The sequence below is a fragment of the Nocardioides sambongensis genome (assembly GCF_006494815.1).
Classification (GTDB): Bacteria; Actinomycetota; Actinomycetes; order Propionibacteriales; family Nocardioidaceae; genus Nocardioides; species Nocardioides sambongensis.
This window is the reverse complement of sequence record NZ_CP041091.1, coordinates 4174793-4197866: the sequence shown is the minus strand read 5'-3', so window position 1 is coordinate 4197866 and position 23074 is coordinate 4174793. Positions and strand designations below refer to the sequence as shown.

The 23074-nt window shown below is 67.3% G+C and carries 28 protein-coding genes and 2 pseudogenes; 15 read left to right on the top strand and 15 right to left on the bottom strand.

Annotated features, from left to right (window positions below):
* Positions 1-51 precede the first annotated feature (51 nt).
* From FIV43_RS19585 to FIV43_RS21230, 6 genes are all read right to left on the bottom strand, one after another.
* Complete coding sequence (locus tag FIV43_RS19585) at positions 52-1779, bottom strand: FAD-binding dehydrogenase (RefSeq protein ID WP_141015470.1); 1728 nt, start codon at positions 1777-1779, stop codon at positions 52-54.
* On the bottom strand, positions 1776-2402 hold the full coding sequence (locus tag FIV43_RS19580) for a TetR/AcrR family transcriptional regulator (protein ID WP_181407600.1): 627 nt from the start codon (positions 2400-2402) through the stop codon (positions 1776-1778). Before FIV43_RS19580 ends, FIV43_RS19585 begins: the two co-directional genes overlap by 4 nt.
* A 235-nt stretch (positions 2403-2637) precedes the next feature.
* Positions 2638-3078 carry a YiiD C-terminal domain-containing protein gene (locus FIV43_RS19575; RefSeq protein WP_196780896.1) on the bottom strand — a complete coding sequence of 147 codons (441 nt, stop codon included), beginning with the start codon at positions 3076-3078 and terminating at the stop codon, positions 2638-2640.
* A gap of 9 nt (positions 3079-3087) precedes the next feature.
* Positions 3088-3723 carry a GyrI-like domain-containing protein gene (locus FIV43_RS19570; RefSeq protein WP_141015468.1) on the bottom strand — a complete coding sequence of 212 codons (636 nt, stop codon included), beginning with the start codon at positions 3721-3723 and terminating at the stop codon, positions 3088-3090.
* 28 nt (positions 3724-3751) lie between these two features.
* Entirely contained in the window at positions 3752-4024 is a 273-nt protein-coding gene (locus tag FIV43_RS19565; RefSeq protein ID WP_141015467.1) for a hypothetical protein, read from the bottom strand.
* 84 nt (positions 4025-4108) lie between these two features.
* Positions 4109-4279 (bottom strand): hypothetical protein, encoded by a 171-nt coding sequence (locus tag FIV43_RS21230; protein WP_181407599.1) that lies wholly within the window; start codon positions 4277-4279, stop codon positions 4109-4111.
* Positions 4280-4457: 178 nt separating this feature from the next.
* Here FIV43_RS21230 and FIV43_RS19560 point away from each other — a divergent pair, with 178 nt between their 5' ends.
* The 6 genes from FIV43_RS19560 (at position 4458) to FIV43_RS21225 (ending at position 9695) form a co-directional block, all read left to right on the top strand.
* On the top strand, positions 4458-4868 hold the full coding sequence (locus FIV43_RS19560) for a YccF domain-containing protein (RefSeq protein ID WP_141015466.1): 411 nt from the start codon (positions 4458-4460) through the stop codon (positions 4866-4868).
* Positions 4869-4898: 30 nt separating this feature from the next.
* Positions 4899-5432 (top strand): gamma carbonic anhydrase family protein, encoded by a 534-nt coding sequence (locus FIV43_RS19555; protein ID WP_141015465.1) that lies wholly within the window; start codon positions 4899-4901, stop codon positions 5430-5432.
* Between the two features lie 86 nt (positions 5433-5518).
* The gene (locus FIV43_RS19550) at positions 5519-6367 is read left to right on the top strand and encodes a bile acid:sodium symporter family protein (RefSeq protein ID WP_141015464.1); all 849 of its coding nucleotides are present in this window, start codon (positions 5519-5521) and stop codon (positions 6365-6367) included.
* A 319-nt stretch (positions 6368-6686) separates the two neighbouring features.
* A complete protein-coding gene (locus tag FIV43_RS19545; protein ID WP_141013664.1) occupies positions 6687-7784 on the top strand; it encodes an IS630 family transposase in 1098 nt (365 codons plus the stop codon).
* On the top strand, positions 7771-8910 hold the full coding sequence (locus FIV43_RS19540; protein WP_141015463.1) for a DNRLRE domain-containing protein: 1140 nt from the start codon (positions 7771-7773) through the stop codon (positions 8908-8910). The genes FIV43_RS19545 and FIV43_RS19540 overlap by 14 nt, the downstream gene beginning before the upstream one ends.
* Before the next feature lie 641 nt (positions 8911-9551).
* Positions 9552-9695, top strand: a complete 144-nt coding sequence (locus FIV43_RS21225; RefSeq protein ID WP_181407597.1) for a hypothetical protein — start codon at positions 9552-9554, stop codon at positions 9693-9695.
* On the opposite strand, the gene FIV43_RS19535 is transcribed toward FIV43_RS21225, so the two are convergent.
* Together FIV43_RS19535 and FIV43_RS19530 are read right to left on the bottom strand one after the other, a co-directional pair.
* On the bottom strand, positions 9684-10124 hold the full coding sequence (locus FIV43_RS19535) for a site-specific integrase (RefSeq protein ID WP_141015462.1): 441 nt from the start codon (positions 10122-10124) through the stop codon (positions 9684-9686). The genes FIV43_RS21225 and FIV43_RS19535 overlap by 12 nt on opposite strands.
* A complete protein-coding gene (locus tag FIV43_RS19530) occupies positions 10118-10561 on the bottom strand; it encodes a hypothetical protein (RefSeq protein ID WP_141015461.1) in 444 nt (147 codons plus the stop codon). The genes FIV43_RS19535 and FIV43_RS19530 overlap by 7 nt, the downstream gene beginning before the upstream one ends.
* An 840-nt stretch (positions 10562-11401) precedes the next feature.
* Here FIV43_RS19530 and FIV43_RS19525 point away from each other — a divergent pair.
* Positions 11402-12499 carry an IS630 family transposase gene (locus FIV43_RS19525; RefSeq protein WP_141013664.1) on the top strand — a complete coding sequence of 366 codons (1098 nt, stop codon included), beginning with the start codon at positions 11402-11404 and terminating at the stop codon, positions 12497-12499.
* Positions 12500-12722: 223 nt separating this feature from the next.
* Positions 12723-12944, top strand: a complete 222-nt coding sequence (locus FIV43_RS19520) for a hypothetical protein (RefSeq protein WP_141015460.1) — start codon at positions 12723-12725, stop codon at positions 12942-12944.
* Positions 12945-13051: 107 nt separating this feature from the next.
* On the opposite strand, the gene FIV43_RS19515 is transcribed toward FIV43_RS19520, so the two are convergent.
* A complete protein-coding gene (locus FIV43_RS19515) occupies positions 13052-13243 on the bottom strand; it encodes a hypothetical protein (protein ID WP_141015459.1) in 192 nt (63 codons plus the stop codon).
* 331 nt (positions 13244-13574) lie between these two features.
* Between FIV43_RS19515 and FIV43_RS19510 the strand changes: the two genes are divergently transcribed.
* Both FIV43_RS19510 and FIV43_RS19505 read left to right on the top strand, forming a co-directional pair.
* Positions 13575-13877: a transposase gene (locus FIV43_RS19510; RefSeq protein WP_269204042.1), complete on the top strand. Its 303-nt coding sequence runs from the start codon at positions 13575-13577 to the stop codon at positions 13875-13877.
* A complete protein-coding gene (locus FIV43_RS19505; protein WP_141015458.1) occupies positions 13874-14824 on the top strand; it encodes an integrase core domain-containing protein in 951 nt (316 codons plus the stop codon). Before FIV43_RS19510 ends, FIV43_RS19505 begins: the two co-directional genes overlap by 4 nt.
* Positions 14825-14855: 31 nt before the next feature.
* On the opposite strand, the gene FIV43_RS19500 is transcribed toward FIV43_RS19505, so the two are convergent.
* Both FIV43_RS19500 and FIV43_RS19495 read right to left on the bottom strand, forming a co-directional pair.
* Positions 14856-16397: an IS1634 family transposase gene (locus FIV43_RS19500; RefSeq protein ID WP_141015457.1), complete on the bottom strand. Its 1542-nt coding sequence runs from the start codon at positions 16395-16397 to the stop codon at positions 14856-14858.
* A gap of 236 nt (positions 16398-16633) precedes the next feature.
* A complete protein-coding gene (locus FIV43_RS19495; protein WP_141015456.1) occupies positions 16634-16996 on the bottom strand; it encodes a hypothetical protein in 363 nt (120 codons plus the stop codon).
* A 186-nt stretch (positions 16997-17182) separates the two neighbouring features.
* On the opposite strand from FIV43_RS19495, the pseudogene FIV43_RS23970 reads away from it, so the two are divergent.
* Positions 17183-17419 (top strand): annotated as a pseudogene (locus FIV43_RS23970) (ATP-binding protein); the annotation flags it as partial.
* 67 nt (positions 17420-17486) lie between these two features.
* Positions 17487-17909, top strand: a complete 423-nt coding sequence (locus FIV43_RS23965) for an ATP-binding protein (RefSeq protein WP_407938915.1) — start codon at positions 17487-17489, stop codon at positions 17907-17909.
* Here FIV43_RS23965 and FIV43_RS21220 read toward each other — a convergent pair.
* Positions 17884-18240 (bottom strand): hypothetical protein, encoded by a 357-nt coding sequence (locus tag FIV43_RS21220; protein WP_181407817.1) that lies wholly within the window; start codon positions 18238-18240, stop codon positions 17884-17886. The genes FIV43_RS23965 and FIV43_RS21220 overlap by 26 nt on opposite strands.
* Positions 18241-18686: 446 nt before the next feature.
* On the bottom strand, positions 18687-19706 hold the full coding sequence (locus FIV43_RS19485) for a DUF3500 domain-containing protein (protein WP_231123548.1): 1020 nt from the start codon (positions 19704-19706) through the stop codon (positions 18687-18689).
* Position 19707: 1 nt separating this feature from the next.
* Here FIV43_RS19485 and FIV43_RS22895 point away from each other — a divergent pair, with 1 nt between their 5' ends.
* The 3 genes and pseudogenes from FIV43_RS22895 to surE all read left to right on the top strand — a co-directional run bounded on the left by FIV43_RS22895 (position 19708) and on the right by surE (position 21690).
* Positions 19708-19947 (top strand): hypothetical protein, encoded by a 240-nt coding sequence (locus tag FIV43_RS22895; protein WP_231123547.1) that lies wholly within the window; start codon positions 19708-19710, stop codon positions 19945-19947.
* Between the two features lie 236 nt (positions 19948-20183).
* Positions 20184-20349: pseudogene (locus FIV43_RS22890) on the top strand (IS256 family transposase); the annotation flags it as partial.
* A 408-nt stretch (positions 20350-20757) separates the two neighbouring features.
* Complete coding sequence (gene surE / locus FIV43_RS19480) at positions 20758-21690, top strand: 5'/3'-nucleotidase SurE (RefSeq protein ID WP_141015454.1); 933 nt, start codon at positions 20758-20760, stop codon at positions 21688-21690.
* Positions 21691-22594: 904 nt separating this feature from the next.
* On the opposite strand, the gene FIV43_RS23375 is transcribed toward surE, so the two are convergent.
* Complete coding sequence (locus FIV43_RS23375) at positions 22595-22771, bottom strand: hypothetical protein (protein ID WP_141015453.1); 177 nt, start codon at positions 22769-22771, stop codon at positions 22595-22597.
* A gap of 25 nt (positions 22772-22796) precedes the next feature.
* On the bottom strand, positions 22797-22910 hold the full coding sequence (locus FIV43_RS23960) for a transposase (protein ID WP_407938844.1): 114 nt from the start codon (positions 22908-22910) through the stop codon (positions 22797-22799).
* Between the last annotated feature and the right edge of the window lie 164 nt (positions 22911-23074).

Below are 23074 nucleotides of genomic sequence, written 5' to 3'. Positions count from 1 at the left end.
TCCGATCACCTGTGCGGGCGCCCGCCCGACCAGCGGCAGGCGCCCCGGCGCTCACGCTCCTCGTGCGATGGCGCGCCCGGCGGTGCGACCGGAGAAGATGCAGCCGCCGAGGAAGGTGCCCTCCAGCGCGTTGTACCCGTGCACGCCTCCCCCGCCGAACCCGGCCACCTCGCCGGCGGCGTACAGGCCGGGGATCGGGGTGCCGTCGGCGGCGAGGCAGCGGGCGTCCAGGTCGGTCTCCAGGCCGCCGAGGGTCTTGCGAGAGAGGATGTTGAGGCGTACCGCGATCAGCGGGCCGTGCTCGGGGTCGAGGATCCGGTGCGGCTTGGCCACCCGGATCACCTTTTCGGTGATCACGGTGCGGGCGTTGTTGATCGCCATCAGCTGGACGTCCTTGGAGAACGGGTTGCCGACCTCGCGGTCGCGCGCCTCGATCTGCTCGCGCAGGCTGTCGGCGTCGAGCGCGGGCCCCCGCGCCAGGTCGTTCATCCCGGCCACCAGCGCGTCCAGGTCGTCGGCCACGACGAAGTCGACGCCGTGCTCCTTGAACGCCTCGACCGGTCCCGGCGCACCCTTGGCGACGCGGCTCTTGAGCAGGAACCGCACGTCCTTGCCGGTGATGTCGGGGTTCTGCTCGGAGCCGGAGAGGCCGAACTCCTTCTCGATGATCGACTGGGTCAGCACGAACCACGAGTAGTCGTGCCCGGCCGCCAGGATCTGCTTCATCGCACCGTTGGTGTCGGCGCCGGGCACACCCGGCATCCCCTCGAGCCGCTTGCCGTTGGCGTCGAACCACATCGAGGACGGCCCCGGCAGGATCCGGATCGCGTGGTCGGGCCAGACCGGGTCCCAGTTGTGGATCCCCTCGGTGTAGGCCCACATCCGGTCCCGGTTGACCACGGTGGCGCCGGCCGACTCGGTGATGCCGAGCATCCGACCGTCGACGTAGGCCGGGACTCCGGCGATCAGGTGCTCGGGCACCGCGCCCATCCGCTCGGTCGGCCAGTTGCGCCGCATCAGGTCGAAGTTGTGGCCGATGCCGCCGCTGCTCACCACCACCGCGGGTGCCCGGAGCTCGAAGTCGCCGACCACGTCGCGGTTGCTGCGCACGCCGCGCTCGGCGTCGTCCTCGGCCAGCCGGGAGCCGCGGACGCCGACCACCGCGCCGTCCTCGGTGAGCAGGTCGTCGACCCGGTGCCGGAACCCGAACCGGACCAGCCCGGAGCGCTCGGCCTCCAGCACCGGCTCGGCGAAGACCCGGACCACCTCGGGACCGGTCCCCCAGGTGAGGTGGAACCGGGGCACCGAGTTGCCGTGGCCCTGTGCGCGGCCGTCGCCGCGCTCGGCCCAGCCGACGAACGGCAACGACTTGAGTCCCAGCGAGTTCAGGTAGGCCTGCTTCTCGGTGTGGGCGAAGCGCACGTACGCCTCGGCCCAGCGTCGCGGCCAGTGGTCCTCACCCCGCTCGGGCCCGTCGGTGCCGTCGCCGAGCCGGTCGAACTGCGCGCTGCCCATCCAGTCCTGCACCGCGAGGTCATAGCTGTCCTTGATTCCGGTGCGCCGCTGCTGGGCGGAGTCGACGAAGAGCAGCCCACCCAGCGACCACCACGCCTGACCGCCCAGGTTGGCCCGGCTCTCCTGATCGAGCACCAGCACCCGCTTGCCCGCCTGGGCCAGCTCGTAGGTGGCGACCAGGCCGGCGAGACCGGCGCCGACCACGACGGCATCGGGGGCGAAGTCGTCAACCGGCGTCGCAGGGGTGGGGGTCGGTTCGGTCATCGGGCCTCCTGGCCGTAGCGGGTGACGATCATCTGGGCGAGCAGGTCGATGGCCGCCTGCTGGGTGCGGCCGGGCGCGGCCGTCGGGTCGGTGCCGGGAGCCGAGAACGCCCAGCCGTCGAAGACGTTGACGACCAGGCTGAGCAGCGCCGGGATCTCCGCCGGCGGCAGTACGTCGCCCCACTGGTCGGTGGCCAGCCCGAGCATCCGCAGCTGGAAGTCGAGCCGAGCCGGGCGCAGCGCCTCCCTCAGGTCGGCGTCGGAGCGCGCGGCGACGAGCAGCTCGCGCCAGGTCTGGTTGGTGGGTGAGAGCACCACCTCGCGGAGCCGGCCCAGGGTCGCGGTCACCCCGCCGACGTCGCGCACCTCGCCGGAGAAGGCGGTGCGCGCCACCTCGACGTTGATCTCGGCCGAGCGCGCCGCCGCTGCCACGAAGAGTTCCTGGCGGGTCTTGAAGTGACGGAACAGCGCGCCCTGGCTCACCCCGGCGCGGGCACAGATCGCCGCCGTCGAGGTGGCCGCGTAGCCGCGCTCGGCGAGGCTGGCGATGGTCGCGTCCAGCAACGCGCCGATGGTGGCGTCCCGACGCTCCGCCTGGGTTCGGCGGGTGGGCGAGGCAGGCACGAGGTGGACCCTTTCATAAAAAGCGATCACTCGCTATCTTGTTGCCCGGGAGGGATCGCCTCGCCCGACGGCCGGTCCGGCATCGCCAGCGACGACGGCCGTCGGGCGCGGCGATGGGGACCGCGGCCACGCTCCTGGTGGCTCCCGACTCCTCAGGGCTCCCCCGACTTCTCAGGCCTCCCCGACTCCTCAGGGCTCACCGGCTCCTCAGGGCTCGCCAGACCGCTCGGGGACGTCAGAACCGGCGCATCTGGTAGTGCCCGAGGGTGGCCGCCACCACCGTCCCGGCCTCGTCGGTGACCTCGGCAGCCAGCTGGAAGTCGGACTTCCCGCGCTCCTCGGTCTCAGCCAGGATCCGGGCGATCTCGTCCTCGGTCAGCGTCGCCCGGGCGACCACGTCGGTGTTCGCGGGTCGGCGGAAGTCGATCTCGAGCCGCTTCACCAGCGGGACCGCTCCCTCGAGGACCAGGGACGTGCTGGCGTAGAGACCGCCCAGCACCTCCGCGACGGTGAACAACGACCCGGCGTATGCCGAGCCGAAGTGGTTGACGTTGGCGCCGATCGGCAGCCGGGCCGCGACCGTGGTCCGGTCGGCCTCGACCACCTCGATCTCCATCGCGGCCATGACCGGGATCATCTTCCGCACGTAGGCGGTGAGCTCTTCTGGGGTGGGCACGGGGACAACCTAGTGGCCCGGCGGGTCCCCCGCCCTGTGCACCGGCTGACGCAGGATCGTGCGCCGCCGCTCGGGCGCCACGCGTCGGAAGTCGCTGAGATAGATCTCGTGGTGGGTGCCCGTCGGTCGCAACCCCTGCGCCGGGAGGTGCTCCTCATGTAGGCGACGCAGCACCGTTCCCTCGTCGTCGTACGAGCCGACGTGCAGGGTCTGCAGGCAGCACCCCTCGGCCAGGCTCGCGCAGCGCAGGTCGTCGAGCCGCGGGGGTCGCTTGGCGGAGGCCTTCTCGCGAGCGGCGTCCACCTCCGCCTCCCCCAGCCAGTCCGGCACCAGCAGCATCAGCGTCCAGTCCCACGCCGATTTGTCGCGCGCGGTGGTGAACGCCGCCATGTCCTCGGCCCACCACAACCCCTCCAACGGCGGTACGACGTAGTCGCGGCCGAGGTCGTTGCGGCTGCCGAACTTCAGGGCGTAGGCGACCGGGTACAGCGTCTCGATGGCGGCGGTGAAGTCCGGCGAGCCGTTGGGGTCACCGTGCCCGTCCACCATCAGATAGCTGCGCTCGGGGACCTCCAGCTCCTCGAACCGACCGCGCCGCGCCCGGTAGCCCGGCACGGTCCGCTTGAGGTCGACCTTCTCCGCCACGACCGCCACTCAGCCTCGCACCCGCTGCTCAGGCCGGGTCGTCGTCCTCGGAGGTGTCCGCCGGCTCCTCGTCCTGCTCCTCGGTCGCCCGGGTCGAGGTGTCCTCGCCCTCCTTCATCTCCTCCGGGACGCTCTCGGTGGACGGGTTCTTCTCCGGGTCGGGGTCGTGCGGCACGAGGTCCGGGTCCGGGCTGCCGGCGTCGTCGCCGGTGTCGAACTCCAGGGCGTCGGTGCCGCCCGGCTCCGGTTCACCCGGTTCGATCGCCGGCTCGGGGCGTGGTCCGAGGTCGTTGTCTGCCATCTCGCCTCCTGGGGCGGTCGTGATCGTGCGCGTGCCGTCCCGGCCCGCGGGCCGGGTGCCGGGCCGTCGGCCCGGCCGGTCGGCTCACTGCGAGGGCTGGTCCTGCGCGGTCTCGGCGTTCTCCGCCTGCAGGTCGCCCTCGGGCTCCTCCGGGTCGGCGTCGGACCGGTCGGGCGCCTCGCTGTCGTGCTCGTCGTCGGGCGGCTCGGTCAGTCCGAGCGGCTCGCTCTCCTCCTCCGGCACCGGCGCGGTCATCGCCCGGCTCCGGGGCGGGTGGTGGGTGGGTGGACGGACATGGCAGGACCTCCTCCGATCGCTGACGCGATTCGTCCCCCACCGTAGCCAGTGCGGCGACACCGCCGACACCACCCATCGGGTGGATCGAGGACCGGACCTGGACCCGCCCCCGGCCCGCGCGCCCTACGCTCCGACCATGAACGTGCTGCTCAACATCATCTGGCTGGTGCTGTCGGGGTTCTGGATGTTCCTGGGCTACCTGCTCGTCGGCGCACTGTGGTGCATCACGATCATCGGCATCCCGTTCGGGATCGCGTCCTTCCGGATCGGCTTCTACGCACTGTGGCCGTTCGGCCGGACCGTCGTACCGAAGCCGACGGCGGGGGCGGGCAGCGCGATCGGCAACGTCCTCTGGTTCGTGCTGTCCGGGATCTGGCTCGCCATCGGCCACGCCGTCGGCGGCGTGCTGCTGTGCGTCACCATCATCGGCATCCCGCTGGGCCTGGCGAGCTTCAAGCTGATCCCGGTCAGCCTGTTCCCGCTCGGCAAGGACATCGTGCCGGTCCGGGAGGTCGAGCAGGCCTACCTGGCCGGCCGCGGCTTCTGACCGACCGACCACCCTCCGAGGAAGGCAACGATGAGCCAGCAGAACCTGTACGAGTTCGAGGGCAGGCGGCCCACGGTCCACCCCGACGCCTGGATCGCCCCGACCGCGACCGTGGTCGGCGACGTGACGATCGAGGCCGGCGCCAGCGCCTGGTACGGCGCGGTGCTCCGTGCCGACATCTCCCCGATCCGCGTCGGCGCCCGCACCAACATCCAGGACGGGGCGATCCTGCACACCGGCTACGACGCGCCGATGGAGGTCGGTGTCGACGTCACCGTGGGCCACGGCTGCGTGCTGCACTGCCTCGAGATCGGCGACAACGCCCTGATCGGCAACGGCGCGGTGCTGCTGGACGGCGCGAGGGTGGGGCCGCGCAGCGTGGTCTCGGCCGGGTCGGTGGTCGGTCCCGGCAGCGAGGTGCCCACCGGGATGATCGTGGCCGGCCAGCCGGCGAAGGTGCTCAAGAGCGTCGCGGGCAGCTCAGCGGAGCAGTGGCTGGACCACAACGCGGAGTTCTACGCCGATCTCGCCGCACGGCACTCCGCGACGGCGCGGCCGGTCTGACCTCCCGCTCCGTGCACCGGGGGTTCCGGAGTCGCTAGGGTTCCGATTCGGGGCTCCGCCCCACGTCGACCGAGGGAGTTGCCCCCGTGCAAGAAGTGCTGACCGTCGTCACCCAGATCGGCGTGCTGACCTTCGTGGTCGCCGGCATGGCCGGGCTGGGCCTCAGCCTCACCCCCGCACAGATCCTCGCGCCGCTGCGCGACGTACGACTGGTGATCGGCATCCTGGTGGCCAACTTCGTGGTGGTGCCGCTGGTGGCCGTGCTGGCGGCCAGGGGGCTGCCGATGGACGAGGCCGCCGGCACCGCGGTGATCCTCCTCGGCTGCTGCGCCGGCGCACCGTTCCTGCCCACCCTGGCCAAGCTCGCACACGGTGACGCGGCGCTCGCCGTGGGGACGATGGTGCTGCAGATGGTGGTCACCGTCGGGTTCGCCCCGGTGGTGGTGCCGCTCGCCGTGGAGGGGGCGGAGGTCTCCACCTGGGACATCGCCCAGTCGCTGCTCCTCTTCATGCTGCTTCCGCTGGCGGTCGGCCTGCTCGTGCGAGCGCGCTACGCCGACGCCGCCGCGTCGGTGGTCGGGGGCTTCAACCACGCCTCCACCACGGGTCTGGCGGTCGGCGTGGTCTCCGGGCTGCTGGTGACCTGGCGTGAGGTCCTCGGATCGGTCGGCTCCTGGATCTTCATCGGCACCGCGATCGTGATCGTCGCCGGGCTCGCCGCCGGCTGGCTCGCCAGCGCGGGCCGGCCCGCCGGCGACCGGACGGTGCTGGGCCTGGGAGGCGCGCAGCGCAACATCTCCGCGGCCCTGGTCATCGCCGCGTCGCTGGGCGGCGACGTGGTGGTGCTGACCCTGGTGGCTGCGATCGTGCTGCCGATCGTGCTGATCGTGACCGCCGGCGAGATCGGCAAGCGGAGCGCGAAGACCGCCGCCTGAGCCTGCGAGCGGGCCAGGAGTCGGTTCGGACAGCTGTCTTCGCGGAACGTCGCGCCTTGACCGCCTCAGGCAGGGTGCGGGAGCGCGCGTGATCTCGATCGCGAGTCCCCGGACCCGCGATCGAGTCGTCGCCCAGTGCGCGCACGAGGTCGTCGACCACACCGCCAGCCCTGTCGTCGCAGGCGGTCGACGTCATTGTCAACCACAGTGCGATTTGCTATACCTGCGCCCTTTATGGCCGACTCTGCTTCGCCACAACCAGCGACTAGTGTCGCGCGTCGTATGTAGTTAGATGGTTCGTGATCTGAAATCATGCGGTATGGCGAATCGTGCTGCTCCGGCTTTGGTCCTACGTGATGGTGATCGGGAAGAGCTCGAGCAGAGGACTCGATCGGACCGGTTCGGAGCCGCGGCCGCGAAGCGGGCGCGGATCGTGTTGCTCGCGGCCGATGGCGAGGCGAACACGAGGATCGCGGAGCTCACCGACGCGACAGTGACGACGGTGCTGAACTGGCGCGGTCGCTACGAGGAGCGTGGGATTGCCGGCTTGGCGAACGCACCCAAGCCCGGCCGCCCGCGCGAGCTCGACCACCGAGCGATCGTGGCCGAGACGTTGAAGCCGCCGCCGAAAAAGCTCGGCGTGACGCACTGGTCGAGCAGCCTGCTTGCAGCCAGGATCAAGGTCAGCGCCTCGACGATCCAGCGGGCCTGGCGCTCGTACGGGATCAAGCCGTGGAAGGCCGAGTCGTTCCGGTTCTCCACCGACCCCGAACTGGTCGGGAAGGTCACCGACATCTGCGGCTTGTACCTGGCCCCGCCGGAGAACGCGATCGTGTTGTGCGTCGATGAGAAGTCCCAGATCCAGGCGCTGGACCGAACCGTGCCGATACTGCCCATGCAAGAGGGCCGGATCGAACGCAGGTCGCACGACTACTATCGCCACGGCACCTCGACGCTGTTCGCCGCTCTCGACATCGCCACCGGACAGGTCGCCGCGGCGCTCAAGAAGCGACACCGCCACCAAGAGTTCCTGGCGTTCCTGCGCCAGATCGAGCGGACCTACCGCCACGTGGTCGACGCCGACGGCGTCCCGGTGGAGTTGCATCTGGTGATGGACAACTACGCCGCGCACAAGCACGCGAACGTCCGCGCCTGGCTGGCCGAGCACCCGCGGTTCGTCGTGCACTTCACCCCAACCCACGCCTCGTGGATGAACCTCGTCGAGGTCTGGTTCGGCATCGTCGAGCGACAAGCCATCCGCCGCGGCGTCTTCAAGTCCGTCAAGGACCTCAACGCCAAGATCCGCGCCTTCATCGACAGCTGGAACGACCGCTCCCACCCGTTCGTCTGGACCAAGACAGCTGACCAGATCCTCGCAAAGGCCAACCGTCCAACTACTTCAAATGCGCGCCACTAGCAGAGACGTACGATACGAGCTTGAGCAGACCGAAACGAACTGGCGTCTGCGGGTTGTGCCCGACTATTCGTGGTTGTCCGACTCAGATCGGGTCTACCCAGTCCTGGTTGATCCATCAATTACGCTGCCGGCGCCATCTGCTGACAGTTGGATCGGGGAGGATAATCCAACGGATAACTTTGCCGGTGGCGAATACGTCCGAGTTGGCGGCCAAAGTGGTCAGCAGAAGCGGGCGGTGATCCGATTCGCGCTACCCAACCTGCCGTCAGACGCGTGGGTCACGAATGCGGCGTTGCAACTTTACCTTGACTCGGATCACTCTCAGGCTCCGGTAGCGGGGAGTTCGTCGCACGGCGACTCGTCCAGAACTGGGCCCCAGCCGAGGTCAGCTGGAATAGAAGGGTCGCTGGAACTACCGGACTATGGGCGTCACCAGGGGGATCGTTGGCAAACGTCCGGTCATCCGGGCCTGAGTCTCTCTGGTGGGACTTCTGGTTACAAGACGTTTGACGTCACGCCCGTTGCTGCTGAGTGGGTCCAAGGTGGTAGATCAAATAATGGCATTATGGTTCGCAAGAAGGCGAACGGCGTCAATCGCACTGTGCGTTTCTACACCCTGAATGCCCCCGCCTCGAAGCGCCCTGTTCTCAGCATGACCTTTGTCGTGGGCACGTCCGAGGATCCCTGCGCGTCCGATCACACTGGCCCGACGTGCGGTGACGGAGTGCTGCTGAGTGAGAGCGCAGAGATCGGATACGAGGACCTTCCGATAGATGTCGTGCCGACGACGTTCAACCCCGATGGTTCGGTGGATGTGGACGAGACCCTCGCTGACCTGGCGACGTTGTATGAGACAGATGCCAACTACCAAGAACTCAATCAAGACGACGTACAAGGAGCACTCTCGGCGGCCGAGCAGATGCTGCAAGACCCACCCCCGCATCTCTGGAGGAACTCGATCCTGCAGGCTCTGCGGATGAAGTCGCCAATACATGGCGTTGCTCCTACTCGACAAAGGTCAGTTGGATTCGCAAGAAGAGACTTGGTTTCTGGCCTTACGCCGCCGACATACACGTCTCCGCAGCATCATCATGCTCCGGTGTTAGGCTCGCGGCGTGCAGCGTGATCGCGGCAGTCGCCACGGGATCGCCGCCGTACATTACCGATTTTAGTTGGCGGGGATCATCGGGAGGTTGTTTCAACGACACCAACTCGGCATTTAGTCCAGTTCGTCCCACGGGTGGGTATTTCATGGTTCAGTTGATGGGTCCAGGCAGGATCCATCTAGTGACGAGTCGACCAAGATACTTTACGGTGAGTTGATGGTTCATGTTTCCTTGTCGAGGCAATCGTTCTGCTGAAGCGTCAAGAATGCTTCATGGGGATCTTGATGATGCTGTTCGCACAAGGATGCACTTCGATTCGAATGGCTTGGTGGACGTCGAAGTCACATTTGAGGCGTTGCGTAGACCTCATTAAGAATGTGCGATGGTTTCCTGCTCGGCGAAGGCTGCTGCGAGGGATGCACGCGGTTCTGGTCACGATGAGGGAGCAGCAGCTGTCGTCGGACCCAGACTCAGAGGACGATTCGGGTGACAATGACGAGTAACAGGACAGGACCGTCCTGTTCCGCGAGTCTTGGTGTCCGCCCGCCGCTGCGGACACGACGGCGCCCCCTCGGCCCAGCCACGCTACTTCTCAGGCCTGACTCGTGCCACCGTACTGACACACCCCAGTGGCACGAGTCAGGTCCGACGCGCAGCCGAGATGTTCGAGGTAGAGCTGGACGTGGTCCAGATCGACGCAGCACTACGCGACGAGATCGGCAACGCTCAAGACCGGCACAAGATGGTGAACGTTCCGCTCGACGAAGTCGCCGACGACCTCACCTTCGACGAGTCACACCGCTAACTGCTCAGGATCAACCCAAGTTCTCCGCGGCTCTCCGAAGGGGGCTGGCCGTACCGAGCTCTCGCTCCTCGGGTGGGCCTGGCGGATCAGGCCCGTGGACTTGCGCTGCACGACGGCGCCGGTGACCCGCAGGACCATTCCATTCGGACCGTCCGTGACGTCGCACGCGCGCAGGGCCAGGACCTCGCCGGGTCGCATCCCAGTGCCGAGCAGGACCTCGATGATGTCGCGGACCTGCCCGTCGCTCTTGGGTCCCGGTAGTCCGGGGGTGGTCCGCCACCGCGCCGCCGCTTCCCGCAGCGCCTGGATCTGCTCCGGGGTGAGGGCCTCGGGGACGTTCTTCGACTTACGCAGCTGCGAGGTCCCCTCGACCGGGTTGCGTGCGATGGCGTCGCTGCGCAGCGCATAGCCGAACAGCAGGTTCAACATGGTGCGCGAATGATGGGCGCGGGAGTAGGAACGGGCGGCTTGGATCGAAGGAGCCCCTCGACCCGGCCGGTGCTGATCTCACCGAGGGTGAAGTGTTCGAAGGCCGGCAGGACCTGCAGCCGGACCAGATCGCGATAGCTCTCCTTGGTGCCCGCGGCCAGGTCGCGGCCCTCGAGCTCGGCGAGCCACAGCGTCACCAGGTCGGTGAACCGGCTCGCGGCATTCAGCTCGCCTCCGCTGCCGTACCCCGACCGCTCCAGCAGCCGCTCCTTCAGCAGGCTCTGAGCCAGCGCCGGCGAGGCCGCGGTCGCCTCGACCCGGCGCAGACGGCCGTCCACGTCGCGGTAGCGGGTCATGGCGACGTGTCGCCTCCCCCGCGGCCGCACGTGGATGTGGCCGTAGGTGCCGATCGCGGTGCGTGGTCGGCCGCCGGTCATCCGGCGCCCCGATCGGGTGTCGCGTGACGTGCAGCGTCGTCGGCCTCCATCCGGGCCAGCCAGTCGCGGATCTCACCGGCCCGGAACCGCAGCTCGCGACCGACCCGGAAGCCGCGGGCCCGCGGCCCTGGCTGCGCAGGTCGTACAAAGTCTGCACCGGAACGTGCAGGCGCTCAGCGAGCTCGGCGAGCGTGAGGACCGGCTCGACGATCTCCAGGTCATCGATGGTCGTGCGGGTCTTCGTGGTGTCACATGACACCCAGGTGCGACCGGTGCCCCAGGCATCCCGAGACGCCGGCCACAGCGTCCGAACGACAGCGAGGGCGGCACCCGTGGTGCAGCGAAGTGTCGAGTAAAAGACGAGACAGGGTTCCTTCTCCTCGTGTGAGGTTCTGGAACCCTGCCGTTGACCTGCGATTTTGGTGGAGCTGAGGGGATTCGAACCCCTGGCCTTCTCTGAAGGAAGGAGGCTTTCGATGCCTCGGGATCTCTCGATCCTGCTCGACCCAATCTCGCCGAATCTGCAGCCAGGCTTGGGATCCGACTGGGTGGTGCTCCGAATCGTACCTTCGCCCCTCGGCGAACCTCGACACTCCTCGGAAGGCCTTTCTGCTGATTTTTGGGTACGCCTCGGGCCTAGCCCGACGCTCGTCACCGCGGCGGCTAATTGCATCCGGGGCTCCGTCCGCCGCTGGATTGGCGGGGGTATGACGCACTCTGCAAACGGGTCGCTCATGCTGATGTCACGATCCGACCCGAAGGCCGCTGGTGGGGAGGTCTCGCAATCTAGTGTCGCGCGTCGTATGTAGTTAGATGGTTCGTGATCTGAAATCATGCGGTATGGCGAATCGTGCTGCTCCGGCTTTGGTCCTACGTGATGGTGATCGGGAAGAGCTCGAGCAGAGGACTCGATCGGACCGGTTCGGAGCCGCGGCCGCGAAGCGGGCGCGGATCGTGTTGCTCGCGGCCGATGGCGAGGCGAACACGAGGATCGCGGAGCTCACCGACGCGACAGTGACGACGGTGCTGAACTGGCGCGGTCGCTACGAGGAGCGTGGGATTGCCGGCTTGGCGAACGCACCCAAGCCCGGCCGCCCGCGCGAGCTCGACCACCGAGCGATCGTGGCCGAGACGTTGAAGCCGCCGCCGAAAAAGCTCGGCGTGACGCACTGGTCGAGCAGCCTGCTTGCAGCCAGGATCAAGGTCAGCGCCTCGACGATCCAGCGGGCCTGGCGCTCGTACGGGATCAAGCCGTGGAAGGCCGAGTCGTTCCGGTTCTCCACCGACCCCGAACTGGTCGGGAAGGTCACCGACATCTGCGGCTTGTACCTGGCCCCGCCGGAGAACGCGATCGTGTTGTGCGTCGATGAGAAGTCCCAGATCCAGGCGCTGGACCGAACCGTGCCGATACTGCCCATGCAAGAGGGCCGGATCGAACGCAGGTCGCACGACTACTATCGCCACGGCACCTCGACGCTGTTCGCCGCTCTCGACATCGCCACCGGACAGGTCGCCGCGGCGCTCAAGAAGCGACACCGCCACCAAGAGTTCCTGGCGTTCCTGCGCCAGATCGAGCGGACCTACCGCCACGTGGTCGACGCCGACGGCGTCCCGGTGGAGTTGCATCTGGTGATGGACAACTACGCCGCGCACAAGCACGCGAACGTCCGCGCCTGGCTGGCCGAGCACCCGCGGTTCGTCGTGCACTTCACCCCAACCCACGCCTCGTGGATGAACCTCGTCGAGGTCTGGTTCGGCATCGTCGAGCGACAAGCCATCCGCCGCGGCGTCTTCAAGTCCGTCAAGGACCTCAACGCCAAGATCCGCGCCTTCATCGACAGCTGGAACGACCGCTCCCACCCGTTCGTCTGGACCAAGACAGCTGACCAGATCCTCGCAAAGGCCAACCGTCCAACTACTTCAAATGCGCGCCACTAGAGACTTGCTACATCGGCTGCCGAGACCATCCGTGCGATTTCGTACGCAAAGCCGGGTTCGGGGTTGCTGCCGACGACCAGGGATGACAGTGAGGCTGACACCGTCACCGTGACGGTGACCGCCGTACTGCTGCGACTGGCGGAGGCGTGAACGCGCTGGAGTACGTCGTCGCCGCCTGCGTAACGCAGCCCCACTCGAGGCCCTTGACCATGGACTCCGTAGCTTGGCGAGAGAGGTTGCTGAGCTGCCGCCGCTCCGACTCATCAGAGTTTGGCCGGACAAGATCACGGCTGAGTTCACCGCCGACGCCTGTCTCCCGGCACCGTGGACGGGAGACGGTGAGATCTGGAGCGCCGATCCGAGCGACTTCGAGGAAGCGACGCCCGACGACCTCGCACCTTTCCCCTTGCTCGTGAGCGTCGGCCAGTCCGACGAGGGGGCATGATTCTCGTCAACCTCGAACTACTCGGCACAGTTCGGCTGGTCGGTGCCCGCGATCGGCGCACCGCCCTCGCGAGGCATCTGGTTGCCGAGCTCGCCCTCCAACCGTGGTCATCCCTGGTCGAGATCGACACCTTCGGCATCTGCGGGGAGTTGAGCGGTATCACGCCATCCCGCCACCGCCATCACAACGCCGACGCATCCGAAGAGAAGCTGGCACATATTGCGGCCGAGCTCCGGGATGAACCCGAGACCGATGCCCCTGACCGCTTCCGAGCAGTCGTGTTCGTCGGCGATCCACAAGACGAGATGGACCAAGTGGAGGAGATCGTTGGATCGCGGCGCCGGAGCGGTGCCGTATCCGTAATGGTGGGGGAAGCGAGCGGTGCTGATCGCACCGTGATGCGTGTGACCTCAGACGGGCACCTTGAGGCACCGCGACTGCCGACCGGAATCCGGTCCGCCGGACTCAGCCGCGAAGAAGCTCAGCTGTGCGCGGACCTCATCCAAGCTGCAGCCACGGCGCAGCCAACGGCGAGCATTTGGAGTCTCCGAGCGGATGTCGCGCGTCAAGATTCCTGGCAGGACCGTCGTGTCAGTCCTGAAGGAGAATCTGAACTTTGGGTAGACCCCTGTGATCCCGGCCGAGCAGAAGATTCGGATCGTGATGAGCGTGCTGGCCGGCGAGATGACGATCGCCGAGGCCGCACGCAAGGAGAAAGTGTCGGAACAGTCGATCGGGCGGTGGAAGGCCGAGTTCCTCGAGGCCGGGAAGACCGCATTGACGGCCGGCCGGTCCGGGCTCTCGACCAGAGAGCAGCAGTTCGAGGCCGAGGTCGCGGATCTGACCCAGGCCCTGGGGGAGGCGGCGGTCGAGCTGAGGGTGTGGAAGAAGTCCGCGGAGGGCAGGTTGGGCCCTTCGAGGACCTCGAGGTGATCCGCATCGAGGCGGGCATGTCGACCGCGAGGTTCTGCAGGATCATCGACATGCCCGAGCGGACCTGGCGTCGCTGGCAGGCCCGCGCCCGAGTGGATGCGCCGGTGAAGGGCCCGTGGCCGGCTCCGGCCAGGGACGCGGCGCGGGAGGTGATCCTGAAGTACGCCACGAAGCACACGGCGTGGGGACACCGGAAGATCTGGGCGATGGTCCGCCATGAGGGCCACGTCGTGTCCGAGGCCACCGTGCTGCGGACACTGCGCGAGGAAGGGCTGATCCTGCAGGCGCAGTATCAGCGGGAACGCCGCAGGCTGGCTGAGCGTCGGAAGGCTGCGTTCGCGAACGACCCGACGGGGCCGAACCAGGTCTGGCAGCTCGACTTCAGCGAGTTCGAGACCACCACGGGCGGGACCTGGCGGCTGGCGGGGTGTCGGGATTACTGGTCGAAGTATGAGTACCCGTTCCACGTGTCACCGACGGCGAACCAGTTCGACGCCATCGATGCGATCGAGCTCGCGTTGGCCGACTACGAGGCCCTGTTCGGGCATCCGCTGGTCGAGGACTGCCCTGTCGGTGTCGAGACCGGCGAGCTGTTGCCGGTGGTCACGATCGTGACCGACAACGGTGGCCCGTTCCGGTCGTTCCGGTTCGAGAAGTTCATCCTCGACCACCCCGAACTGGCCCATGTCCGCACGCGGGTGCGGACGCCAGGGCAGAACGGGTCTCGCGAACGCGGGTTCGGGACCTTGAAGTACGAGCGGCTCTACATCGACGAGATCGACGACGCCGTCATGCTCGCCAAGCACGCCGAGGAGTACCGGGTCGAGTACAACACCATCCGACCTCACGAGGCCCTGGCGTGGAACCGGCCCGCCGAGGTCCACTTCGGGACCGCCAGCCCGACCATCCCCACCTTTGAAATCAAGAAATCCCTGCCAACTTCTTGACGCGTGACACGGAGACCTGAGTTGCACAGACTTAGTGGGTCACGCGGTCGATGAGTTCTTGGGCCTCGGGCGGGATCTGTGGTTGGGCGGCGATCGACTGGCCGGCGACGCTGACTGTGATCTCCTGCAGCGGGCGCAGGGTCTGGACGAGCTTCTTGATGCTGACGCCGCTGCGTTGCTGGAGGTAGCGCGCGACGGCGAGCGCGGCGAACACGATGGTGAGGTGGGCTTCGATCGATTCGCGCTTGTGGTGGAACATCGGCCGGGCGCGTAGGTCGGTCTTGGACATCCGGAACGACTGCTCAACGCGCCACAGGTCGTGGTAGCTGCCGATGACCTCGTCGGGGTCCATCACGCCTGCGGGGATGTTGGTGACGTAGCCCTTCAGCCCGACCAGCCGACGTGCCCGCGTCAAGGACGCCTCATCGAGTGTCTTGGTGCCGTTGGTGGTCTTGACGAACCGCGGTGTCCGGGCGGTCTTCTCGCCCGCGATGACTTCCTTGGCGCGGTTCTCCTGCAGGGTCAGCGTCTTGCCGTCACGGGCGGCGCGTTTGGCCGAGTAGGCCCACACCGCCCGCCAGGATCCCGGGTGCTGTTCCGGGTCCCAGACCGGCTCGCGCTTCTTCTTCGTGTCGTTCTCGATGCTGCGTCGGTTCTTCGGGGTGATCGTGTCGATGAGTTGCCCGTCGCTGAGGGCGTCGCCGTGCCAGCGGAAGTGGGACTCCAGATCGACCGGCGCCTTGGTCACCCGGGAGCCGACGATGAACCGCAGACCGGCTTGGTCGAGTTCGCGCAGGTTGGTCGCGGACAGCATCCCGGCATCAGCGACGACAGCCATGTCGCTCACGCCGTGGCGCTTCTGGAAGGCCTTGATGATCGGGATCATCGTGAGCGTCTCGGCCTTGTTGCCCTCGAAACAGCCGATCTCGAGCGGGAAACCGCGCCGGTCGACCAGGAGCCCGACGACGACCTGGGGATCGACACGGCGTTCTTTGGAGTAGCCGACCTTCCTGAGGTCGTCTTCCTTCTCGGCCTCGAAGTACAGCGTCGTCACGTCATAGAGACACAGCGACACGTCACCCCACGCGGTGGCATCGCGGAAGCAGGCGGCCGCGATCTGGTCGCGGTAGCCGCGCTGTCCGGCACGGCGCAGGGTGGCGCTGAAGGTGTTGCGGTGCGCAGGCGTGAGGCCGAGCTCGCTCAGCACCCGCCCGGCATCCAGCATCGACGTCGGCTCGACGATCCGGGCCAGCACGAGCTGGAAGAACGCCTCGTCGTTGATCACACCGAACCCCAATGTCTGCCACGCCGACTCGATGACCGCGACCAGCAGCCGCGAGGCCTTGGCCTGCACGATCGTGGCGCGCGGATCCTGCTCGGGCTCCAGTCCGAGGTCGAGAACGCCTTGGCCTTCCTCGATCTTGCGGCGCCCGACCTGCATCAACGCCGCGAGCTCGGCTTCGGTGTGCGCGGAACCCAAATGCTCGATGACGACGTCGCGTCGATGTTCCCGGCGGGCGATCTGCACGGCCGTCGCGCCCGAGGCCGTCTTCACCTTCCGCAGGAACACCACCCCGGAAACGTAGCCGCTTAGTGTGTCACCACCGACACCCGCACCGGCCCTGACCAGCGCAAACGCTGAGCCGGCCCCAGAATCACGCCCGACCTGTGCAAGTCAGGTGTGCACCAGCACCGGCTGTCGCTTCGGCAGAAGGCTTGCCTTGGGCGGTATCAGCGCGCATCCACGCATCGACGACCTTGGGATCGTCGATCTTGGAGTCGAGGTGGTCGGCGGCCGCTGCGCGTCGTTCAGCTGAGTCCCAGGGTGCCGGCCTTCTTGTCGAGGTCGTCGCGCTCGTTCTGGTGGGCTTCCTTGTCGGCGGCCGCGGTACCGGGTTCGTCGGTCTCCTTCACGTCCTGGACTCGGTCGCCTGGATCAACGTCTGTGCCCTCGTGGCCGGCGGAATGCCGGTCGTCAGGCTCGCGGTCCGCGGCGGCCTGGGCCTGCTGGTCTGCCCGGTCCGCCTCTTCAGCGAGCCGCGCCGCTTCAGCGGCGTCCTTCGCGGCTTTCGCCCGTTCTTCTGCGACCCGTCCGAGTTCGGACTCGACGCCACCCACGCCCTCAAGCCCACGCACGTCGAGGTCATAGCGTTCACGAACCTGATCCGCCACGACCTGCTCAATGCGAGCGGCCTCGGGTCGACGTGACGCCACGATGCCGCGGACTGATAGGAGCTAGCGATCTCTGTCGCGCTCGCCCGGTCCCACCATGCCGGGTCGTCGACGCAGCGCCAGGTCGCGCGTGCGACCTGACGTTCTGCGTCGAAGCGCGACTGGAGCTCGCTTGCGGCGTCGGCGGTGAAGGCACCCCGGATCACCGAAGCGGCAGCACGACTGGCCGACCATGCCCGCGATGCCGGCTGGACCCACGAGGAGTACCTCGCCGCGGTCCTGGACCGCGAGGTCGCCGCAAGGAACGCGTCGGGTGCCCAGCTGCGTATCCGCGCCGCCGGGTTCGCCGCGAGGAAGACGATCGAGGAGTTCGACTGGGACGCCCAACCCGCGGTCCGCCAACAGATCGCGTCCCTCGCATCCGGCGGATTCCTGACCGAAGCCCGCAACGTCGTGCTCCTCGGCCCGCCCGGTACCGGCAAAGACCCACCTGGCCACCGGTCTGGGAATCGCTGCCGCGAACCACGGCCACCGCGTCCTGTTCGCCACCGCCGTCGACTGGGTCACTCGGCTGACCGACGCCCACCGCGCCGGCCGACTTCCGCAAGAGCTCGCACAGCTGCGTCGCTACGGGCAGATCATCGTCGACGAGGTCGGCTACTTACCCTTCGAGCAAGACGCCGCAAACCTGTTCTTCCAGCTCGTCTCGTCGAGGTACGAGCATGCGTCGCTGATCCTCACATCGAACCTGCCGTTTAGCGGTTGGGGCGGCGTCTTCGGCGACCGAGCCGTCGCCGCCGCCATGATCGACCGCGTGGTCCACCACGCCGACGTCCTCACCCCGAAGGGCGCCAGACGCAACCGCGGGATCGACACCCTGCCCAGCATCAGAACCCAAGACCCGGCAGACTAGAACTCGACGAACCGGTGGCCTCGTTTTCGAGCGACGGAACGGCCTCGTTTCCGAGCGTCGTCGACAATCGGACTGGCACGGGCCGTGCAGGCAGCCGGCCCGCTCGAGACGAAGCGCACAACCATGCCGCGACTCGGGCGATTCGTTGGCCGAACGCGCGCCGAGAATCGCATCTGGCGAGAACGACCTGGGTCGGATCGACCTGGCCGGCTGGCCAGACCCTGTCGGCGGATCCACGGAATCCACGGAATCCACGATTCCCTAAGGCGAGCGAATCGCCAGGCCAGGGCTGCTTGCCCTTCAGCCGGTTCTTGGCCTTGACGACCTTCATGCCCTCGACCGTGCACAGGCGGATCAGATCGGACGCAGACTCGGGCCATCACACTCGTCGACGGTGACCCAGCCGAGGTGCTGGGCACCGACGCCGTGGCCGCTGCAGGCGATGCGGTCGATGCGGTCGACGCCAATCCGATTCGACCCATCAGCGGCAGGTCCTCCGGTGCCGGTTCCAGGGCTGCCAGCACGGCGTCGGTGACCCGTCCGCGACCAGATGAGCCGAGCACCTTGACCCCGCCGACCGCCTTCTTCGAGCTCGCCTCGCTCATTGCCCCCGGTGGCAGCGGACGACGTGCCCGGCGTGTTCCGGGCCGCGCGTCTGCGACCTCGTGCACCTTCTCTAGCAGCACCGCCTGCGGCGCCTAATGAGTTGCTGATCGGTGATCTTGCACGGCGGTTCCTTCCGGGCGCTGTTTGGGCCAAGGCAGCTTGCGAGGAGCCTCAGCTCTCGTCGCCGGGCGGGCCGTCGGGCATCTCGCCGGACGCCGGGGCGCCCATCTCTCCGCCGTCCAAGCCGCCGCTGGCGGCCTGCTGAGTGACGCTGCCGGCGTAGTCGTTGGTGGGGTCGCGGTAGATGGTGTGCACGTGGCCCCAACCGGAGGTGCTGACCCCGTCGACGTCGGCGCCGGCGGAGCCGTCTTGGGCCTGGAAGGCCACATAGACATTCGGGCCGGAGACCGAGAAGGAGATGCCGTCGCCAGAGGTCATGTCGTAGGTCGTCTCGCCGGACCAGGCGATCACGGTCTCGTCCAGCGTGGCCTCGATCTCGGCCAGCTCGGTGGCGGTGGTCTCCTCGTCAGCCATCCCGGCCCAGTTGGCGATCACCTCCAAGAGCAGCTGCTCCTGCTCGTCGGAGAGGTCCGAGCCGGTCAGGCCAGAGCCGGTCGCGAAGTCGCAGGTGTCGCCTGGCGAGCACATGCTCACCTCACCGGAGGTCAGCGTGGCCTTCTGCTCGGTCGTCAGGGAGTCGAAGAACGCGAACGCGTCGGTGTAGATCCCGTCAAATGGCTGGACCTCCTCCCCGTCCTCGTTGGTGTAGACGGCCGGCTGGACGCCCAGGTGCGAGGGAGCGAAGGTGATCGCGCCGGCAGCGCCGGAGGCCGAGCCGTTCAGGTCGGCGTTGATGCCAAGGTGGTGGCCTCCGAACTGCACCGACCAGGACTCGGTCTCGGACGGGTCGCCGAAGAAGGCGATGTAGTACTGGCCCAGCGACGACTCCGTGCTGGAGCTGTTCTCCAGCAGGTAGACATCACCGTTCATGATCCCGACAGCGGTCGCGTACGCCTCCTCACTTAGCAGCGCCTCAAGCACCGCCATCGCCGCCTCCTGCTGCTCCTCGGCCAGGTTGGTGAGGTTGAGTCCGGCGCGCTCCACGAACGTCACGGGGAAGTTGGTCCACGACGTCGTCTTCGTCTCGTCGTCGTAGGCATAGAGCACCGCCTCGCGCTGCTCCTCACTCAAGGTGGCAAAGAACGCCTCGGCCGCCTCTGCGGTTGACGAGATCGTCTCTGCCGTGGTCGTCGCGTCGCTGGTCGTGGTGCTGGTGCTCGTGCTGGTCGCCGCCGATGTGCTGACGCTCGACGAGTTCGAGGAACTGGCAGTTGACTCGCTGGCGGTGCCGGCCCCACAGGCACTGAGCGCAACACCGCCGGCCACCACCAAAGCGGCGATCCGGGACTTGAGGCCGAACCGGCGGTCGTGAAGCTGGCGGCTGGGCTGGGTAATTGTAGTCATGATCGCGACAGTAGGAACGCTGGCTGTGCACCTACTGTGCGACCTCTGTGCCTCTCGGAGGAACCGGCGCATCGAAGTTAAGAGTCGCCGATAGTGGCGTAGCGCGGTCGCCGTGATCGTCACCGGCGTGTACGCCAGACCTAGGCGCGGCCACCGCGTGAGTCGAGTTCACCTCCTGCAGCTCACTCGACTGGACTCATCACGATGCCCCCTGCGCACATAGTCAACCCTGCACGCGTGCTCGGCGAAGCCCTCACCGAAGTATCTGCTGACCTGATGCGCGATCTGCTGCAGACGATGACCCAACGCGCTGCTGTCCGCGGACGCCGACGCGCTGGTCGGCGACGAGTACGCCCCGCCCCAGGCCGGACTGCGCCGCCCGGAACCTCCAACGAATGTCGGGTGGGCCGGGGCAGGCCCCTACTCGGAACCCGTGAATCTCGCGAGCGGGCCCCGCCTGCAACCCGTCACGACGATCGGGTGACAAGGCACCGTCGCGCCGCTGTGCCGCTACGGTCGGGTTACCACTTCGATTCACGTAGCAAATCTCGCTAGATTCTCCGAACTTAGTACAGCCCGCGACTGGTCTACGCGGCCCATTCTTGGACCGCGATGCGACTCAGTTTTCGTCGGTGCTGAGTCCCCGTTGTCGCTCATTCGCGGGATAGAACTGTATGGCGTCCTGTGTCTGGGGTGCCCCTGCGGCCAGATACCGGGATCGCAAGTTTGGCATCTCACCGGCCGCGTCGACCGACGCCCGATTGAAACGAGTCGAACCTTGAAGAGCCCGAAAATAGTTCTCGCCGTCACTTTGGCCGCCGCCACCCTCACCGTAGGCGGAATGACCGCGGGTGAGAGCGCCACAGCCGATCGAAGCCGGCCCGCTGAGGACGCCGCTGGGTGCAATAGGCCACTGCGGGTGCTATTGACCAACGACGACGGATGGAGGGGCGGAGGGATCCAAGCTGTATATGCCGCTCTGAAGGCAGCCGGTCACGACGTCCGGATGGTGGCGCCCGCCGGGAGCCAGTCGGGTATGGGTGCCCGCATCGCTTACGGAGGAGTGCTCGAAGTGACGCACCCTGACGTTGACGACCCGACGGTCACCGCGGTCCTGGGCTCCCCCTCGGACGCAGTAGCGTTCGCGCTCTCCAACCTATACACAAACAGAGCACCCGACGTTGTCATCTCCGGCACGAACTTCGGGCAGAACACGTCACGGGTCACCAACCACTCTGGGACTGTGGGCGCTATCACCACCGCGATCGACCGTGGCATCCCTGGTATCGCGGTCAGTTCCGAGGCAGCCGGTGACTACGACCCCACGAACGCGACGAGCCCCGACTTCGCCGACACTGCCAAGTTCGTGGTCAGACTTCTCCGCAAGGTCCAACGCTCCGCCGACAACTGTGCCCACCTGATGCCGCGCCACATGGGCCTCAACGTCAACTATCCTTTCGGTGGACTCAAGGGCGTCAAGGCAGCCACGCTTGATAGTATCGATCCATTTCCCACCACCTATACTCTGCGTGATGACGGCGACTACGACATCTCCTACGCCAACGCGTCATCTGAGCGCCGGGGGGTGGACTACAAATTGCTTGCCCGCGGCAATGCCACCCTTACTCCGATCGATGGAGACCTGTCGTCAGTTGAACGCCCGCGCGGAGCCAAGTTCGTCGCAGATCTAGTTGGCCGACTTAGCAACTGACATTACGACTCGCTTTGCCGCTGCTGCCCGCCAAGGAGACGGTCAGCAGCGGCAATTCGTTCCCTTCCGCACGCCTACAGCTTTCAGCAGCGTGGTTTTGAATCACCGACGTAGCGGAGCCCTGGTGCGGGGGCTCTGAGACCGACTTGGGCGTGCCCCCAGTGCCGCCTGCTGGCCGACGAGCTGACCTGCCGCCTTCAGGTGTCCTGGTGGCTGACCCGATACCACATATCCGCCGTCACTCCCGGTGCGGCCACCGGTCCCGTCCACCTACGAGACCGCCGGGCCGCTACGCTGCCAGCCGCCGCTCAATCAGACCCCGTGCCCAAGAACCGGGGGTAAGGCCCCGTCGTGCGCCGCGGCCGATCCGCCGCGGCCAGCCGGCTCCCGCACCACAGACACCCGCCGGGCGTGGGCGCCACGCCGCTCACGCCCAGCGGGTACTGCCGGACCAGGTCGCCAGGAGGGATCAGGTCGATGCGAGCGCCCGGGCTCCACTTGGGCGGCGTCGCCTTAATGCGCTCCGCCAGGTGGCGGCCAGCGCGTCGCGCCTGCTCTTCTTGGCGGGCAATGCAGACGATCGCCACCTGGGTCCCCAGGTCGGGCGTGGCGGACGTAGGGCCCGGCCAGCACCTCCCACGCGACCTCCCTCTCGGCGTGATTGATGGGCATGTCGATCCCCGCGACCGGCAACCCCGGCCGCAGCGGCATTGCCACCACAGATTCCTCAGGCCATGTTTACCGGAGTACCAGCGGAAGGAAATCGGCCATTCCGAGCATTGACGACCGCCGCCGAGATTCTGCCGAGAAGTGCCGCTGAACTGCACAAACGGCGAAGCCATGACCTTGGTGGCGATTGGACAGATCCCCGTGGGGTGATGGGCTTTGAGGTGATCGTCAGTGCCTACACGTCGCTGCTCTCGACGGCGGCGACCGACTCAGTATCGCTGGTGTCGTAGAGCTTGGCCGTAGAGTCCTCGACCAGGTAGCGGCGGTCGCCGGCGATCCACTCGTCGTGCATCTCGATCAGCACCGATCGGGCCAGCAGGATCACCGCAGCCGCGTTCGGGAAGATCCCCACGACACGGCACCAGCGCGCAACAAGTTCAGCACTGGGATCTCCTTGTTGACCGCTCGAGCGGCTTGATCGACCAGATCTTGCGCCAGTGCTCGCGCGGGAATCCGGTGAACGCGAGCTCCTCGGTCTTCGCGTCGTCCATGGGCGGGCCGAACTGGGGAAGCGGGCGCCAGTTCGTCACCGGTCCATGCCCACGCGGCGCCGACGTCTTCGGCGGTGGGTTGGGCGAGATCATCCGGAACGCGGTCGCGACCAGTTCGGCCTGACCCTTGGGACGCGGGCGAGGAGGCTACGGGGGAATTGGAC